Annotated in this window: 16 protein-coding genes; 11 read left to right on the top strand and 5 right to left on the bottom strand. The window is 57.6% G+C overall.

Features of this window, described 5'->3' with window-relative positions; all coding sequences use genetic code 11:
- On the top strand, window positions 1–1227 hold a 1227-nt coding region (locus AC222A_RS11645; RefSeq protein ID WP_486775020.1), incomplete at its 5' end, for a phosphohexomutase domain-containing protein.
- Between the two features lie 64 nt (window positions 1228–1291).
- On the opposite strand, the gene AC222A_RS11640 is transcribed toward AC222A_RS11645, so the two are convergent.
- Complete coding sequence (locus AC222A_RS11640) at window positions 1292–2251, bottom strand: polyprenyl synthetase family protein (protein WP_372764054.1); 960 nt, start codon at window positions 2249–2251, stop codon at window positions 1292–1294.
- A gap of 255 nt (window positions 2252–2506) precedes the next feature.
- Between AC222A_RS11640 and rplU the strand changes: the two genes are divergently transcribed.
- The 7 genes from rplU to rpoH all read left to right on the top strand — a co-directional run bounded on the left by rplU (window position 2507) and on the right by rpoH (window position 10253).
- Window positions 2507–2818 (top strand): 50S ribosomal protein L21, encoded by a 312-nt coding sequence (gene rplU, locus AC222A_RS11635; RefSeq protein WP_372809972.1) that lies wholly within the window; start codon window positions 2507–2509, stop codon window positions 2816–2818.
- Between the two features lie 32 nt (window positions 2819–2850).
- A complete protein-coding gene (gene rpmA, locus AC222A_RS11630; RefSeq protein WP_372750385.1) occupies window positions 2851–3108 on the top strand; it encodes a 50S ribosomal protein L27 in 258 nt (85 codons plus the stop codon).
- 110 nt (window positions 3109–3218) lie between these two features.
- The gene (gene cgtA / locus AC222A_RS11625) at window positions 3219–4421 is read left to right on the top strand and encodes an Obg family GTPase CgtA (RefSeq protein ID WP_372758764.1); all 1203 of its coding nucleotides are present in this window, start codon (window positions 3219–3221) and stop codon (window positions 4419–4421) included.
- Between the two features lie 13 nt (window positions 4422–4434).
- Complete coding sequence (gene proB / locus AC222A_RS11620; RefSeq protein WP_372750011.1) at window positions 4435–5547, top strand: glutamate 5-kinase; 1113 nt, start codon at window positions 4435–4437, stop codon at window positions 5545–5547.
- A 114-nt stretch (window positions 5548–5661) separates the two neighbouring features.
- The gene (locus tag AC222A_RS11615; RefSeq protein WP_486775019.1) at window positions 5662–7824 is read left to right on the top strand and encodes a TonB-dependent receptor; all 2163 of its coding nucleotides are present in this window, start codon (window positions 5662–5664) and stop codon (window positions 7822–7824) included.
- Between the two features lies 1 nt (window position 7825).
- Entirely contained in the window at window positions 7826–9256 is a 1431-nt protein-coding gene (locus AC222A_RS11610) for a PepSY domain-containing protein (RefSeq protein ID WP_372764223.1), read from the top strand.
- 145 nt (window positions 9257–9401) lie between these two features.
- Complete coding sequence (gene rpoH / locus AC222A_RS11605; protein ID WP_372750351.1) at window positions 9402–10253, top strand: RNA polymerase sigma factor RpoH; 852 nt, start codon at window positions 9402–9404, stop codon at window positions 10251–10253.
- 57 nt (window positions 10254–10310) lie between these two features.
- On the opposite strand, the gene AC222A_RS11600 is transcribed toward rpoH, so the two are convergent.
- The 3 genes from AC222A_RS11600 to AC222A_RS11590 are packed head-to-tail and all read right to left on the bottom strand — an operon-like array spanning window position 10311 to window position 13321.
- Window positions 10311–11270 carry a hypothetical protein gene (locus tag AC222A_RS11600; protein ID WP_486775018.1) on the bottom strand — a complete coding sequence of 320 codons (960 nt, stop codon included), beginning with the start codon at window positions 11268–11270 and terminating at the stop codon, window positions 10311–10313.
- A complete protein-coding gene (locus AC222A_RS11595) occupies window positions 11267–12085 on the bottom strand; it encodes a hypothetical protein (RefSeq protein WP_372759032.1) in 819 nt (272 codons plus the stop codon). The genes AC222A_RS11600 and AC222A_RS11595 overlap by 4 nt, the downstream gene beginning before the upstream one ends.
- 54 nt (window positions 12086–12139) lie before the next feature.
- A complete protein-coding gene (locus tag AC222A_RS11590) occupies window positions 12140–13321 on the bottom strand; it encodes a MarR family transcriptional regulator (RefSeq protein WP_372759031.1) in 1182 nt (393 codons plus the stop codon).
- Between the two features lie 126 nt (window positions 13322–13447).
- Here AC222A_RS11590 and AC222A_RS11585 point away from each other — a divergent pair, with 126 nt between their 5' ends.
- The 3 genes from AC222A_RS11585 (at window position 13448) to AC222A_RS11575 (ending at window position 16418) form a co-directional block, all read left to right on the top strand.
- On the top strand, window positions 13448–14656 hold the full coding sequence (locus AC222A_RS11585; RefSeq protein ID WP_372759030.1) for a cytochrome P450: 1209 nt from the start codon (window positions 13448–13450) through the stop codon (window positions 14654–14656).
- 222 nt (window positions 14657–14878) lie between these two features.
- Window positions 14879–15301: a CBS domain-containing protein gene (locus tag AC222A_RS11580; protein ID WP_372750193.1), complete on the top strand. Its 423-nt coding sequence runs from the start codon at window positions 14879–14881 to the stop codon at window positions 15299–15301.
- Between the two features lie 142 nt (window positions 15302–15443).
- Window positions 15444–16418: an LLM class flavin-dependent oxidoreductase gene (locus AC222A_RS11575; protein WP_372750194.1), complete on the top strand. Its 975-nt coding sequence runs from the start codon at window positions 15444–15446 to the stop codon at window positions 16416–16418.
- Here the strand turns inward: AC222A_RS11575 and AC222A_RS11570 are convergent.
- Window positions 16415–17350: an outer membrane protein assembly factor BamD gene (locus AC222A_RS11570; RefSeq protein ID WP_372765159.1), complete on the bottom strand. Its 936-nt coding sequence runs from the start codon at window positions 17348–17350 to the stop codon at window positions 16415–16417. The two genes, AC222A_RS11575 and AC222A_RS11570, sit on opposite strands and share 4 nt — an antisense overlap.
- Window positions 17351–17357: the final 7 nt, after the last annotated feature.

Here is a 17357-nt window from a genome sequence, read left to right as displayed (position 1 = left end):
CATGATATTCGGCTTAGCAGTGAGGCCATGAAAATGGCTCTGGCCAATGGCCTGATGGACGGCGGCGTCGATGTTTTTGATATCGGGCAGTGCGGGACAGAAGAGATATACTTCGCGACCAGCCACGGAAATTTCGGCGGTGGTATTGCGGTAACGGCCAGCCACAACCCCAAAGACTACAATGGCATGAAGTTTGTGCGTGAGTCGTCCAAACCCATTAGTGGCGATTCCGGCCTTTTTGATATTCAGGCCTGCGCGGAAAATGGTGAGTTTGACGAAGTGGCTAAACGCGGTGAGCTTAAGCCCTATGAGTCCCAGTCGGCCTATATCCAGCACCTGTTGAGCTATGTCGATGTCAACGAGCTCAAGCCGCTGAAGATCGTCACTAACGCGGGCAATGGTGGCGCTGGTGCGGTAATCGATGCAATCGAATCACGCCTGCCCTTCAGTTTTTTCAAAGTGCACCACGAAGCCAATGGCCACTTCCCCAATGGGGTGCCCAACCCGCTGCTGGAGGAAAACCGCCAGCCCACAATCGATGCTGTGTTGGCTGAAAAAGCCGATATGGGTATTGCCTGGGACGGTGACTTTGATCGCTGTTTCTTCTTCGACGAAAACGGCCGGTTTATCGAAGGCTACTATGTGGTTGGTCTGCTGGCGGAAAGCTTCCTGCTCGATCACCCGGGTGAAAAGGTTGTTCACGACCCGCGTTTGATCTGGAATACCCGTGAGCTTGCGGAATCTAACGATTCAGTTGCAGTGCAAAGCAAGACTGGGCATGCCTTTATTAAGGAAATCATGCGCAGTGAGAATGCGATCTACGGTGGCGAGATGAGCGCCCATCACTATTTCCGCGATTTTGCCTATTGCGATAGCGGCATGATTCCCTGGCTGTTGGTGGCCCAGTTGATGTCGCGTCGCGGAAAAACGCTGTCTCAATTGGTCGATGAGCGCATGGCGAAGTTTCCCTGCAGCGGTGAAATCAACAGCACGATTGCGGATCCCAAAGCCGTAATCGCGGCGGTCGAGGCTGAGTATGCCGGTGGTGCTGACAGCGTTGAGCATGTGGATGGGCTGAGTGTTTCCTACGCTGATTGGCGCTTCAATCTGCGTATGTCTAACACCGAGCCTGTGGTGCGGCTCAATGTGGAATCTCGAGCTGATGAAACCTTGATGCGCGCAAAAACCGATGAGCTGCTGGCATTTATGAAAAAGGCGGCTGGCTGACTTGGTTGGGCAGGGCGAACCTGCGCGTTCGCCCGATGCTGCGGTGAGAGAAGGGAAAGGCGGCTTACTGCTGGCGCGACAATGCCAGCTTGCATAGATCCAGCAGAGCCTGGTGGTGTGAGCTGGCGCGCAGGGGTACCAGTGCGGTCAGTGCATCACCTGAGTACTCACGCGCAACCTGCCGGGTGTAATCCAGCGCGCCCGTGTCGCGAACAATCCGCACCACATCGGTCAGATTGGCCATCGATTTTTCAGTGATGGCGTGTCTGATCAGATCCGCCTCGGCTGGGCTCGCCTGTTCCATGGCGTAGATCAACGGTAGGGTGACTTTGCCCTCGTTAAGGTCGTCGCCGATGTTCTTGCCAGTGGATTCCGGGTCGCCTTCGTAGTCCAGTACGTCATCGATCAGCTGGAAGGCCATACCAAGATTCAAACCGTAATCGTAGAGAGCATCTGCATAGTCGGCGCGCTCGCTCAGCATGGCCGCGCCGCAGCAGGCGGCCGCAAACAGCACGGCGGTTTTGTTTTGAATCACCGTAAAATACTGTTCCCGGTTTGCGCTGGCATCGCCGGCGCGCACTAGCTGCAGTACCTCGCCTTCGGCGATGGTGTTAGTGGCGTCTGAGAGCAGCCCCATCAAATTGAGATTGCCGATGCTGACCAGGATCTGAAAAGCCCGGGAATAGAGAAAATCACCGACCAGTACACTGGGTGCGGAGCCCCACTTCTCATTGGCGGTGGGCCGCCCCCGGCGCAGGGTGGAAACATCCACTACATCGTCGTGCAGCAGGGTGGCAGTGTGAATAAACTCGATAACGGCTGCCAGCTGAATATGCTTGTCGCTAATGTTGCCGCAGGCGCCAGCGCTTAACAGTGCCAGCATTGGGCGCAGGCGTTTGCCACCAGCGTCCACGATATAATGGCCGATGTTTTCCACCAGCCCGACGTCGGAGTGGAGCTGCTCTATGATCAGGTCGTTGACCGCGTCGAATTCGCTGGCGACGACCGCCCGGATTTGCTGCATGAGTAGTTGTTCACCTGACTTTGCCGCGGGAATGCTAGGTGCGGCAGGCGGGGGTGTCAAGGCTGGGGCGACGTATCTGGACCCTGTGTGCCAAAGCGCCCGCAGTGCTTGAGATTTGCTGCGCGATTGCGTAGAATTCGCGGCCCTGTAGCAAAACCGCCCTGACAGTGCGTCAGAGGAGGTTGCCTGGACTTGCCTTCGACAGGATGTCGACCCTTACCATTAACCCGCAAGCAGGCCTTTTGGAGAGAGATTATGTACGCAGTGATTGAAAGCGGTGGCAAGCAGCACCGTGTTGTCGAGGGCGAAACCCTCAAGCTGGAAAAACTGGAAGTTGCCACTGGCGAAACCTTGGAGTTCGACAAGGTTCTGCTGGTTAATGATGGCGGCGCTGCCAAAGTAGGCACCCCGCTGGTTGCCGGCGCCAAGGTCACTGCTGAGGTGGTTGCCCACGGTCGTCGCGATAAAGTTAAAATCGTGAAGTTCCGTCGTCGCAAGCACTCAATGAAACAGGCCGGTCACCGTCAGTGGTACACCGAAGTAAAAATCACTGGTATCAGCGGCTAAGCCGTCAGTACGAGTAGAAAGGAGATTAAGTCATGGCTCACAAGAAAGCTGGTGGTAGTACCCGTAACGGTCGCGATTCGGAAAGTAAACGCCTTGGCGTTAAGCGTTTCGGCGGCCAAACCGTACCGGCGGGCAGCATCATTGTTCGTCAGCGTGGCACCCGGTTCCATGCCGGCGAGAACGTAGGTGTCGGTAAAGACCACACCCTGTTCGCCAAAGCAGACGGTGTTGTGAAGTTTTCCGTTAAAGGCCCGCAAAAGCGCAAGTTTGTTAGCATCGAAGCGGCCTGATACGCGAGCGAGCTCCAGAAAAAGCCCCGTCAGGTTGACGGGGCTTTTTTGTATCTGCTAAAGAATTTCACGCACGTAAAGGCTAAAGGCGCTTGCGCCGGGTAGGAACTATGAAATTTGTCGACGAAGCAGTCATCAAGGTCGCGGCCGGAAACGGTGGCAGTGGCTGCCTGAGCTTTCGGCGCGAAAAGTACATTCCCAAGGGTGGCCCTGACGGCGGCGACGGCGGGGATGGCGGCAGTGTATTCCTGAAGGCCGATCAGTCCGTAAATACGTTGGTGGATTTTCGCTATGTGCGCAACTACCGGGCGGATAATGGCGAGCCCGGGCGCGGCGGCAACTGCCGCGGTAAAAGCGCTGACGATCTGTACCTGGTGGTGCCGGTAGGCACCACGGTGCTGGACGAGGAAACCGGCGAGGTGCTGGGCGATCTTTCCAGTCACGGTGAGCTGCTCAAGGTTGCCCAAGGTGGCTTCCACGGACTGGGGAATACCCGCTTCAAGTCCAGTACCAACCGCGCGCCACGCCAGACTACGCCCGGCTCCGAAGGCGAATCCCGACAGATCCGACTGGAGCTTAAAGTGCTGGCAGATGTGGGGCTGCTGGGCCTGCCCAACGCGGGTAAGTCGACCCTGATCCGAGCGGTGTCTGCCGCCAAGCCCAAGGTGGCGGATTATCCCTTTACTACGCTGGTGCCCAATCTTGGCGTGGTGTCGATGCAAAAGCACCGCAGCTTTGTAATTGCCGACATTCCTGGCTTGGTGGAAGGTGCTGCCGAGGGTGCAGGCCTTGGTATCCGCTTCCTCAAACACCTGACTCGCAACCGTCTGCTGCTGCATTTGGTCGATGTGGCACCGCTGGACGGCTCAGACCCGGTGGACGCGGCGCGAGTGATTATCAACGAGCTGGTAGAATTCAGTGAGACCCTGTTTCAGCGTCCCCGTTGGCTGGTGCTCAACAAGACCGATCTCATTCCGGAGGAAGAGCGCGAGGCTCACTGCCAGGACATTATTGATCGCTTGGGCTGGGATGGCCCGGTGTTCAAGCTTTCAGCGCTGACCAAGGACAACACCGACGCCCTGTGCTGGGCGATACTGGAATATATTGAGCAATGTCGCGCTGCGGAGGCTGAGAACGAAGAGCTTCGCCAGCAGGAGATCGAGACCCAGAAGGCCATGCAGGCTGAGGCTCGGGATCGTATCCAGTCGCTCGCGGACTCTCGCCGCGCTGCCCGCAAGGCAGCCCAAAGCTCCGACGAAGACGACGATGATGACGATGATGACGGCGACGTAGAAGTTGTCTACCAGCCCTGAATAAGAAGGCACCATGACTGAACTGGCCGACACCCAGCGTTGGGTAATCAAGATAGGCAGCGCCCTGCTCACCGCCAATGGTCGCGGGCTATGGTCGGACGGACTCGACAACTGGGTGCGCCAGATGGTCGAGCTTCGCCGCGCAGGACATGAGGTGCTGCTAGTATCGTCTGGTGCAGTGGCTGAGGGCATGACCCGGCTTGGCTGGTCGCGTCGACCGGAGGAAATTCACCGACTACAAGCCGCAGCGGCGGTGGGGCAGATGGGTTTGGTGCAGGCCTATGAGTCGCGTTTTTCTCTGCATGGCTTGCACACCGCCCAGATTTTGTTGGGGCACGATGATATTTCCGCGCGGGATCGCTACCTCAATGCACGTGGCGCCCTGCAGACCCTGCTGGAGTTGGGTGTCATACCGGTGGTCAATGAAAATGACACCGTGGTGACGGACGAAATTCGCTTTGGCGACAACGATACACTCGCGGCCTTGGTAGCCAACCTGGTGGACGCCGACGTGCTGGTGATTCTTACGGACCAGAAAGGCCTGTTTACCAAAGATCCGCGCAACAACCCCGATGCCGAACTGATTGCCGAAGCCGATGCCAGTGATACTACGCTCGACAGTATGGTCTCTGGTGCGGGTGTGCTGGGCCGTGGTGGCATGATCACCAAGCTGCGCGCGGCTCGCCTTGCAGCCCGCGCGGGCGCCGATACGGTGATTGCCAGCGGCGTTGAAGAAAATGTGTTGCCGCGCCTGCTGGCGGGCGATTCTGTGGGTACGCGCCTGCGCGCCAAACAGCAGAAGCTGGCGGCCCGCAAGCAATGGCTGGCGGGACAGCTGCAACTCAAAGGGCAATTGCAACTCGACGATGGTGCGGTAAAGGTGCTGACCGGACGCGGCTCCAGTTTGTTGCCGGTCGGTGTGAAACATGTCAGTGGCAGCTTTCACCGCGGTGACCTAGTGAGCTGTGTTGATCTGAGCGGGCGCGAAATTGCACGCGGCTTGGTGAACTACAATGCCGACGAGGCACGCCGTCTGGCGGGCCAACCCAGCTCGGAGATTACCACCCTGCTCGGCTACCACGGCGACGAAGAGCTGATCCACCGGGATAACCTGGTGCTCAGCTAGCGCGATCAGGGCCAACACAGCCCTGTTGACTCCCACGAGTGCGACGCTGTGTCGCATTCCGAAATCTCCTCCGCCCTATACAATGCGCGCCCAGAGTCTCGGGAGGGCAGCGCAATGAAAAAATCTGTTGGAAGCCTCGCGCTCGCGCTGGCGTTTGCTGCGCCGGTGTGGGCGGAGCACGGTGAATACCTTGAAACTGTCGTGGTTACTGCCACCCGAGACCACAGCAGCCTGTCTGATACTGCCGCCAGTGTCGGTGTGCTCGACGAAGACACGGTACGCGCCCTCAAATCCAGCCATTCTAGTGAGCTACTGAACCGCATCAGCGGCGTGAATATTGTGCAGCTTGGCTCGTCCGGAGAGGGTGTGGCCGCCGCCATTCGCCAGCCGGTTTCCTATTCGCCGGTGTACCTCTATCTGGAAAATGGAGTGCCTACGCGATCTGCCGGGTTTTTCAATCACAACGCGCTGTACGAGGTGAACACCTCGGTGGCCAACGGTGTGGAAATTATCAAGGGTCCGGGTTCGGCCCTTTACGGCAGTGACGCTATAGGCGCTGTCATCAATATTCTCAGCGGCCAACCACCGCGTGAAAATGCGCGCAGCATGATCCTTGAAGCCGGTGCCGACGGCTGGCGCCGGGCTCAGCTCAACGCGGCTCAGCTGCAGCGCAACTACGGATTTACCGCCCGCATTAATGTCAGCAACAGCGATGGCTGGCGCGACCAGACGGCAGCTCAGCGACGCGACGCTACCCTATCCTGGGCATGGGATGCCAGTGACAGCCTGAGCCTCAATACGGTGCTTACCGCCAGTACTCTCGACATGGAAACCGGTGGCTCTGGCTTGCGCTACAACGACTATCGGCAAGACCCTGAGCAGGCGGGCAACCGGATCGGTTTTCGCGATGTCAGTGCGCTGCGACTCTCAAGCGCCATTGAAAAACGCCTCGACAGCGGCGTTCTCACGGTAACCCCCTATCTGCGCAGCAATGAGCTGCAATACGTGGCCACCTGGACCTTGAACAGCGGTCGTGTGCAGCCACCACCACCCTGGTGTTCCACCTGCCTGGCACAACTGGATTCCCAGGATGCGCATATCAACGACAGCGGCCACGATTCCGCCGGGGTGCTGGTGAAATACCGGCACGATCTGAGTGAAGACAGTTTCATTATCGTCGGTGTGGACCTTGATGCGACCCGTGGCTATCAGCAGCAAACCTATATTGAGCGCACCGACAGTGACGCAGGTCCCTACTGGCTGAGCTATCGAGAGGCGGGTGAGCTGTACGATTATACGGTGGATTTTTTCGCGGCTTCGCCATATGTCCACCTAGAGCAGCAACTGTCGCCACGCTGGCGGTTGACTGCGGGTGTGCGCTACGACAGTTTCCGCTATGACTACGACAATCGCCTGGCAGACATCGCAGCTGGCAGTCCCGATGATCCAGCCACGGCAATCTACGAAGACTCCCACTACCGCGAACCGGATCAGATAGTGGAAATGGAACACTTCAGCCCGAAGCTGGGGCTGATCTTTGATATTTCCGATTCGCTCAACGCCTACACAGCCTATCGCCATGCCTTCCGAATTCCCGATGCCGGGCAGATGTTCCGCGCCGGTGCCACTGTGGATGCCACCTCGCTGGAGCCGGTCAAGGCCAACAGCCTGGAGCTGGGGCTGCGCGGTAACGTGGGTGCACGGCTGGCATTTGATGCGGCGCTGTATCGTATGGAAAAGCGCGATGACATTCTCAGCGTCACCGAGGCCAGCGGCGCCCGGCGCAATGTGAATGCCGGCCAGACCGGTCACTATGGGCTCGAGCTGAACCTGGATATACGGTTGACCGGCAGCCTGGATCTCGGCCTGGCCTACAGCCGCGCAAAGCACCGTTTTGCCGACTGGCAAGACGGCCGCAACGATTACTCGGGTAACGACATGCCGGATGCGCCGGAAGATTTTGCGAACCTGCGGCTGAGCTGGCATCCGCCGGTGCTGGGCGGCGGTCGAGTAGAGCTCGAAGGCTGGTATCAGGGTGAGCACTGGCTCGACGAAAATAACGACAGCGATGGCGTCGCCACGGACCGCGATCGCTATAAGGGACACACTCTGATCAACCTGCGCGCGGATTACCCGCTTACCGATGCAATCAGCCTTTACACCCGGGTGCTGAACCTGACCGATCGCCACTATGCCGAAACCACCAGCAAGTGGGGCCCCCGCTACACGCCGGGGCGACCGCGCACAGCCTTTGTTGGCGTTAACTGGAGTTTCTAAGGTGAGTAAGCGCCTATTTATCCTATTGCATCGCCAGCTCGCTTGGGTCGCGGGCTTTGCCCTGATCTGCTGGTCTGTGTCGGGAATTCTGCACCCAGTGATGAGCTGGTTCGGCCCCCAGCCGGTGGCCATGTTCCCCCCGTCGATGACACTGGCACCGAATACGCTGACCGATATGGCGACTGCGGTGCGCGGCAGTGGGGTCGACAGTGCTCGAGTGGTCAAACTGGTACCGAGCGACGCTGGAGCGCTGCTGCAGGTAACCAAGAGCGACGCCGCGCCTCGACAGTATTTCTCTCTGATCGATGCCGCGGCACTGCCCGGGCAGGATGAGCAACAAGCGCGATGGTTGGCCGGCCACTATAGTGGCCGGCCGGTGAGCGATATCGAGAGCGTCAGGTTTGTTTCAGCCTTTAGCGAAGAGTACCCCGAGGTTAACCGCTTGCTGCCGGTTTACCGGGTGCAGTTTGCCGGTGATGATCAGCTCACCGCATTTATCTATACCGAAACTGGTGCATTGGCCTCTCTTAACAATACCTCCAAAGCTCGACTGCAACAGGTATTTCAGCAGCTTCACACCTGGGCCTGGCTGGACGGTCTGGGGTTCGGGCGGGTGCTGTTGATCGCGCTGTTTATGGTTACGCTGCTGTTGATGGCCAGTGGCGGCCTTATTCTGCTGGGGCTCTTGCCGGCGCGCAGCATCGGTGACAAGCACCGCCGCTGGCACCGCCGGCTGGGGTATGTGCTCTGGTTGCCGCTGCTGGCGTGGTCGGCCAGCGGATTTTACCACCTGATTCAGGCGCAGTATGTGGAGCCGGTCAGTGGTGTCCGCTTGGGCACAGCGCTTGATCTTGTTGACTTGCCGGCGCCGACCGCCGCTCTGCCGCAGCAGCAGTTGACGGCCGTTTCGCTGGTGAGTGACGGCGCGGGTAACCTGCTGTACCGGCTTGCGCTGGCGCCTGAGGATGAATCAGTGAGTCGGCAGGCCCGCTTCAATGGTCGAGCCGCGTCGGCCGGTGCGGTGTATCTGGATGCCACGGGTAACCCGGTGGCGCACAGCGATGCGAGGCAGGCGGCAAACTTGCTGGCGGGCTTCTTCGACGATCGCCCGGCCGGGGAGCCTTCAAAGGTCACGCGTTTTGGTCCGGATTACGATTTTCGCAACAAGCGCTTGCCGGTCTGGCAATTTGAGCTTGCTGACCGCGCCGCGACGCGGGTATTTGTTGACCCGGCAACTGGGGTGCTGGTCGATCAGAGTCGCCGCCTTGATCGCGCTGAGCGCTGGTCGTTTTCCTTGCTGCACAAGTGGAATTTTCTCACCGGTCTGGCCGGGCGGGAGGGGCGTGACGCGCTGATGGTGCTGGTTTTGGCAAGCCTGTTATGCAGTGCGATTTTTGGGCTCAAGATGGGCTTTCGCAGAAGGCCAAATTGATAATATTAACGTATTGAAATATAAGGATTAAAATGTGTTATCCACAGGGGGAGGTTGAACTTTCCGAGGGGTTGGCACTCTAAGCTCCCGAGTGCTAAACTCAGTGTCCGTTTTTGGTTCAACAGCTCTTTGGAGGAATGCGCACATGGGAACCCAATTGCAGCCAATTCATCAATTGGTGCCGGGTAGCGATCTCTCTGCGTATATTCAGACCGTAAGCAGTATTCCGGTGCTGAGCGCCGAGCGCGAGCGCGAGCTGGCGGAAGACCTGTTTTACAATCAGAACCTCGAAGCCGCCCGTGAGTTGGTTATGTCTCACCTGCGCTTTGTGGTTCATATTGCCCGCAGCTACAGCGGCTATGGCCTGTCTCAGTCTGATCTGGTGCAGGAAGGTAATGTTGGTCTGATGAAGGCGGTCAAGCGCTTCGACCCCAGTAAGGGCGTGCGGCTTGTGTCCTTTGCAGTACATTGGATCAAGGCTGAAATCCACGAATTCATTCTGCGCAACTGGCGTATTGTCAAAGTGGCCACCACCAAGGCTCAGCGCAAACTGTTCTTCAATCTGCGCGGTGCCAAGAAAAAGCTGGCCTGGCTTAACAATGAAGAAGCCCAAGCGGTAGCGCAGGATCTCGGCGTTGAAGTGAAAGACGTGCGGCAGATGGAAAGCCGTCTGGCGGCTGTGGATGTCGGTTTCGATATGGATGTGGATGACGATTCGCCCGCGCCAGCGCCTGTGCAGTATCTGGAAGATCATTCCAGCAATCCGGCGACCCTGCTGGAATCTGCCGACTGGGAAGGCGCGGCCAACGAGAAACTGGCTCTGGCTATGGATCAGTTGGACGAGCGCAGCCGCACTATCTTGCAGGCGCGCTGGTTGAATGAAGATGCCAAGCAAACTCTGCATGAGCTCGCGGCCCAGTACGGGGTATCTGCCGAGCGCATTCGCCAGCTTGAGCAGAATGCGATGAAAAAGCTGAAAGCTTCCATGCTGGCCTGATTCAGGCCAGCCGTTTTCTTACGGTTCTGCCTCCCTTCGACGCTTCGCGCTGTCTCCCTATGGTTTGATAAGCTCGCCTGTTTCTGGCAGGTAGCGGTATTTCTGGTCGTCGTCGCTGTCGCCCAGGGCCTGCAGCACCGACACAATTAATACATTCTCATCCCAGCGCAGAGTTGCGGTGCCGGCATTGAACGGCAGTTGAGCGCGCTCTGTGTTGTCGCCAAACAGATTTTTCAATTGTTGCACGTGAACGGCCTGTGCGGTTTGCAGGGCCAGCCATTGCTGGTCTGCGGAGACCTTCAGCTCCAGCACAGCCTCATGCAGGTCGTCCAACTCAAGCACGTCTGCGGTATTGCTGCTCTGCCAGCGCAGGCTGCTAACGCCCGTATTCAGTGCTACCGCGCACAGTGTTCCGGTGCGTTTACTGATCGGGTGGGGCAGGGCGATGCAGCGGCGACTCAGCTCCGTGGGTGGTGCCATTTTGGCGGCGGTCTGTAGCTCCTCGGTTCGATCCATGGCCATGCGGGACGCCAGCTCCCGTTCGGCCTTCTGGCTGGCGGGGGCAGCCGGTGCGGCGGTGTGTATCTCCTGCTCCGGAGCGCCTGCGGCGCCGGCCATATCGCTTAGCGTCGATTCTGCGAGATAGTCGCTGTCATCGCCTGGAGGCGTTTGCAGCTGACCCAATAGCAAGGCAATCGCCGCCATGCTCGCCAGGCCGCCAGCGGCATAACGCCAGTCGATCAGCCAGTTGTTGAGGCCGCGGGATAGTATGGTCAGTAGCGAACCGGACGACGACTCGGGTGTTTCTGCCATTGCCGCTAGATCCAGCCATTGCCGGTAGCGCTCGGGCTGCGTTGCCAGATGAGAAAGGACCTCTTCGCGGCGCTCGTTGGTCAGCGACCCCTCGCGCAATTGCGCCAGTTCCTCGTCGCTGGGGGGGGATCCTGTGGCTTTTCGCCTAGGCTCGGCGAGTTGTATGCCGAGAATGGCTTCGCTGTGACGATCGGCCTTACTCACCGGGTGTCCTCCAATATATCGGCCGCGCTGCGTAAATGCAGTCCGGCGGTCGCCAGTGCGGTGTGAATTTGTTGCAGGCTGCGTTTGATTTGACGGCCAGGCTGGTGATTTGGAACGCCGAGTGCTCGGGCTATGGTGGAAAAGTTCAGCCCATCCTGAAAATGCATTTTCAGCATCAAGAGTGATTCATCATCAAGTGTCAGGGCTGCGCGAGCGCGTTCTATGGCGTCATGGTGTACGTCGACAAAGGCGTCGTCGTCACCCAGCAGAGCACTCAACGTGGCCAGGCTTTCCTCGAGGCAATGTTGTTCCAGACAATCGTCAAAAGCAGTGGCGGGCATCAGTGATTCGTCGTTGCCCAGATACGCTTCGGGCACCGGTAGATTGACGGCGCCACACCAGGGTAGACGCGCCTTGATGGTGCGAATGATGTTGCGAATAACGCCCGGGTCATGCTGCGAATGGCGTGCAACTACGCTTTCTGTGGTGTGACGCTCTAGGCAGAGGGCTCGCCACAGCCGAACCCAGGTCTCTCCTTGTTGTTCCAGCCATTGAGGTGGGCGGGCGCGGCCGTAGCGCTGACGTGAAAACTCTTCCAGCAGACGTGCGCTGAGGCTGAATAAAAAGGTGGTCGGCTTGGCATTGCCGCGATAGGTTTTGCAGCGCGCCCAGTCTTCTTCAGCCAATTTCTCTAGCACGAAGGTGCTGGCCTCTTCGGCGGTTACCGGTTCGATAAACCGGTGCTTGGCCTGCCTTTCAAGGCCCTGCATCCACTGTTGCTCAAAGACGATGTTCGCCCAATTGATTGCACTCATTCTGGCTTCCGATAGCCGCTGTTGTCTGCGCCGTTTATGGTGGCGACAAGTCTATCACCGAGTGTCGTTGAGTGCTGCCAGCAGAGTCTGCAGTTGACGCTTTTGCCTATCATCTAATCGGCTTTCTATATCGCGAAGCTGTTGCAGTGAACGCACCGCAGGCGCTGAGGTGAGCAACTCCACAGTGCCGGCGGTGGTGCGGGTCATGCCCATCTGGCTTGCCAGGTAAAGTAGTGCGGCAGTTTTATCTGTCGCGCGCGTAAATTCTGCTGGTGTGTCGCTGAACAGCTCGGCGGCGACCTGGGTATTAAAGGGCTTGAGCATGCCGGTTTCCAGCTCGAGAGCGGTGTAAAGCTGTTGCAGCTGCTGCTCAAGCTCCGCAAAGTGTTGTTCACCCATGGTCGCGGACAGTTCTTCGGCAAGCGTCTGCACGCTTTGTACCGAGTCGCGAATCAGCACGAGCCCTTTGGCGGTGAACCGCAGGTGGCGGGAGCGTCGATCATTGTTGGCCATGGCGCGGCTAATATAGCCAAGGCTTTCAAGTTCTCCAGCAATACGCGAAATGGCTTGGGTGGTTACCGCATTTAACCGGGCCAGTTCTGCCACCGCCGTGCCGCCAAGATCAATGGCGCCCAGTACCTGTCCAAAGGAAAACTGCAGGTTGTGGCCAAGGCTGGCCGTAATCGCCATCAGGCGTTCCTGCAGGATGCGCGATAGCGGGGTTAAGCGGGCGCTGACTGGCAGTCCGTTGCCTGCCCTGATGCCTTCGCCGGGAACCTGTAGCGCTTTTGAGGCATCGCGCAGGTGGCCGCTGAGCCCTCGGACCGCTTTGCTGCCTATCAGCGTTTCGTAATATTTGTGCGTTGCCTGCATTTCTTCCAGCGCGTGTTGAATCAATTGCTCGCCGTCGGTGGTGAGTGCCACCAGCTTGGCGCGCTTGTCTTTGGGGTCGTCTCGGCGCTCGATGTAGCCTGCTTTCTCCACCGGCTTCAGACTCTGCAGGCAAAGTTGCTTGCTCATACCCAGCGCGTCGGCCAGCTCGGTCAGGCGTAGGGGGCGACTGCCAAGCAGCGATAGTGGGGCGCTGAAGCTCATGGCAAGTCGGGGGTGGCCGCGTTTGGTCAGCTGCTCCATTGCCCGCCGCTCAGAGTGGCGGGTAATGGCCGTGAGGTGGCGCATAAAATTGTGGCGATACTGTTCCCACACCGGGGCAAATTGCTCAGCTGGCAATGACACAGGAAGCTCCGTCAGGCTTTCGCTTAAGGTAACACTTATTTATCAATTGCTATACATATATTTACTAAATGGGTGCAGACGTGATAGCGTAGGGTATCGATTCCCAGCAAGTACAGAGGCCTGATTATGTCGTCAGCTCGCACAAATACCACGCAAGTGCATTTTGATCCCTACGATCACGCAGTTCACGATGACCCCTATCCCTACTACGCGCGTCTGCGGCAGCACGCGCCAGTGTACTACAACGAAGAGCACGGCTATTGGCTGCTGAGCAAATGGGACGACTGTTATGCCGCCTTTCGCGATGTTGCAACGTTCAGCAGTATTGCTGGCCCGGCGCTGGAGGCCCAGCAGGATGCCAACGCCGGTTACCCCATGTTCATCAATATGGATCCGCCGGATCACACCCGTATTCGCAAACTTATTCAGCCCCTTATGCTGCCCCAGCGGATCAAAGTGCTAGAGCAGTATATCCGCGACAAGGCGGTGAGCCTGCTAACGCCGCATCTCGGCAATGGGTATATGGACCTGACGCAGGACTTCGCGGCCCTGCTGCCAATGGATGTGATATCCACCATGATTCATGTGCCGGAGCCGGATCAGGACATGGTGCGCGGTTGGGCCGATGATCTGATCTATCGTGAGGACGGACAATTCGGTTTGAATGAGCGCAACATCAACGCCTATTTCGCCATGGGGAATTATTTCGACGAGTTGGCTACCGAAATGTCGGAAAAGCTACAAGGCGAAGACGACATATTCAGTGCTGTACTGCAGGCTGAGCGTCAGGGTCAGCTGACGCACAAAGATGTGATCGGCTTTGGCATTCTGCTGGCTATTGCTGGCAACGAAACCACCACCAAGCTCATCGGTAATATGAGCTACCGTCTGTGGCAACACAAAGACCAGCGGCAACTGTTGATCAATGATCCCTCGTTAATGGGCAAAGCCGTGGAGGAAACCCTGCGCTTTGATGGTTCCACCCAGATGATTGGTCGCCAGGTGATGAAGGATGTTGAAATCCGTGGTTGCAAGTTGAAGGCCGGCGAGCGAGTGGGGCTGTGTATCATTTCAGCTAGTCGCGACGAAGAAAAATTCGACAATGCGAACAGCTTCGACATTACTCGCGGCAGTCGCGACCATATGGCATTCGGTAAGGGTATTCACTCCTGCGTGGGTGCCTCGTTGGCGCGCCTGGAAGTGGCGGTTTGCATGGAAGAAATATTGCGTTTGATACCCGACTATGAAATAGACGAAGCCGGGTTGCAGCGTACCCACAATCCCAATGTACGTGGGTTTACCCATGTGCCGATATCGTTTACGCCACGGAAATAGAAGGCTGTCTTGTTGCAGCATACCTATCTAGTTAGAGGTGGACTCTAGTAACTGTCCTATGGAGGGGACGGTTCGACGTTAGAAGCTGTTGCCGTATTGCGACTCGGTAATCTTAACGTTGAGCAGCAGCAACTCTTGCGGCGATTTCCTGTCGGGAATAATGGGTAGAGGAGATTCCAATACCCTTCTCAATCTTTCAGGGACTCTCATAAGGAGACCGCAATGCAAGTAAAAGATGTGATGACTGATAAACCCGAATACCTCGAAGCTAGCGCGACTATCCGCGAGGCTGCCATGCGTATGCAGGAGCACAATCGCGGCTTTACCGCCATTGGCGAGCGCGAGAAGCTCGTTGGTGTGGTTACCGATCGGGACATTGCCCTGCGTGGTATCGGCAAGGGCAAAACGCCTGATGATCCTATCAGTAGCGTGATGAGCGGTAAGGTACTGTATTGCTATCAGGACGATGAAGTTACCTCGGTGCTGCAGAATATGCAGGATCAGGGTGTACAGCGCCTGGCGGTACTGAACAACGACAAAAACAAAGACTTCGTTGGGGTGGTAGCGCTGAGTGATATCGCTGAAAAGTGCAAGGATACTGATCTGGCGCAGCGTATCGCTAACTGTTGTCGCACTTATCATTAAACGCGTCTTGCGCGCCAGCTGATCGGCTGTCCGCTGGCGCGGTTGTTACTGTCCGCTTCTTTCTTTACGCAAACCTTTCATCTGCCCCGGAAATCCGGTATCTCTAGAGACTACATACTGTCCCGAAGAAGGATATGTCGCCATGCCAAGCACACTGCGTTTGAATATGACCGGTTCGGAAGCGGACCCCGAGTTGCGCTCGGCGCGCTATCAGGCTGCCATTGATATGGCTGAGTACGCAGATCACAATGGTTTTGCCTACATTAATGTCGAGGAGCATCACTGTGCGCAAAATGGTTGGCTGCCTTCACCGCTGACGATGGCGGCTGCGATCGCGGCGCGCACGCACAATGCCAACATTGGCATTATGGCTCTGTTGGTGTCCCTTTATGACCCGGTACGTCTGGCAGAAGATATCGCGGTGATCGATCTGCTAAGTCGTGGCCGCCTCAGTTTTATTGCCGGGCTTGGCTACCGCGAAATTGAATTTCACGCCCTGGATAAGCCGTTCGATACGCGCGGCGAATGGATGGATCATGTGCTCGAAACCTTGCTCAAGGCCTGGGGTGATGAGCCCTTTGAGTATCGGGGTGAAATGATTACCGTGACGCCCAAGCCTTACACCAGGCCGCACCCCATGTTTCTGGTGGGGGGCATGAGCAAGGTGGCGGCGCGGCGAGCCGCGCGTTTTGGCTTGCCCTTTTCGCCGCCGATTCACGATGCCGAGCTTGAGGCCTATTACTATGAACAGCTTGAGGCCAACGGCAATCTTGGCTTTGTGGTCGCGCCGCCCGACGACTTTTCACTGGTGTTTGTCGACGAGAGCCCCGAGCAGGCATGGCCCGAAATAGGGTCTTACTTTCTCAACGAGGTGCGTGAATACAACAGCTGGAAGCGAGCGGGGCTGGCGCGCCCCATGGAGATGCCCAGTGCCAGCGTTGAAGAGATTCGCGCCAGTGGCCGCTATGAAATTCTGACGCCCAATGAGTGTATCGACCGCATGCAGGCAGATCCCGAGCGCAATATGGTGATGCATCCGTTGGTTGGCGGTGTGCCGGTAGATAGAGCCTGGGAATCCCTCAGGCTCTACTGTGACGAGGTGTTGTCGGCGATTTAGCGGCGGGGGCGCATTTTGGGGCGTGGCGTATCGTCGCGCACGACTTCTTTTTCGCCTTCACCGGGTACAAAGTCGGGGCGATTATCAAACTTGGGTGGGTCGTAGCGATCCACCAGTCCCAGCGTGGCTTTGTTGAGCCACGACTGTTCCTGATCCTGGCCGACCTGGCTGTTGAAATTGCCCTTCTCGTCCAGCGCCGGGTGATTGGGGAAGTTGCTGCGCAATACCGTCAGTGAGCGATCCGCCAGATCATTCATGCCCAGCAGCAAGTACGCCTGGGTCATCACCGCCAGTGCGTCGGGAACCGCTGAAGTTTGCGGTAGGTTTTCCACAACGTAACGGCCGCGGTTCGCCGCCGCCAGGTATGCCTTGCGTTTGAAGTAGTAGTTGGCCACGTTGATTTCGTAGCGCGCCAGGCGGTTGCGCAGATGTATCATCCGGGCCCGGGCGTCCGGCGCATACTGGCTGTTTGGGAAGCGTTGCAGCAACTGGCGAAAATCCTCAAAGGCCTGAATGGCTGCGCCGGGATCGCGCTGGGTCATATCAGTGGGAAAGAACCGCTCCAATAGGCCCTGGCCCTCGGTATAGTTCGCCAGTCCGCGCATGTAGTAGGCGTAGTCCACGTTTGGATGCTGGGGGTGCAGGCGAATAAAGCGGTCTGCGGCGGCAATGGCGGCTTCAGGCTCCAAGCTGCGATAGTGAGCGTAAATAATCTCAAGCTGGGCCTGTTCGGCATACGGGCCAAAAGGGAAGCGCGATTCCAGTAGTTGCAGATTTTGCACGGCCAAAGAGAAGTTGCCGTTCTCCAGATGCTCCTGTGCTTTTTCGTAAATCTTCTTCTCCGAGGATTCTGCCTCTTTGTTCGGATCGGATGCGCAGGCGGCCAGTACGCCGACCAGCAGTATCATCAGACCGTGTTTAACAACTCTCATAGTGTGG

Source organism: Litorivivens sp. (assembly GCF_057445395.1).
This window is presented reverse-complemented; position numbering and strand designations above follow the sequence as displayed.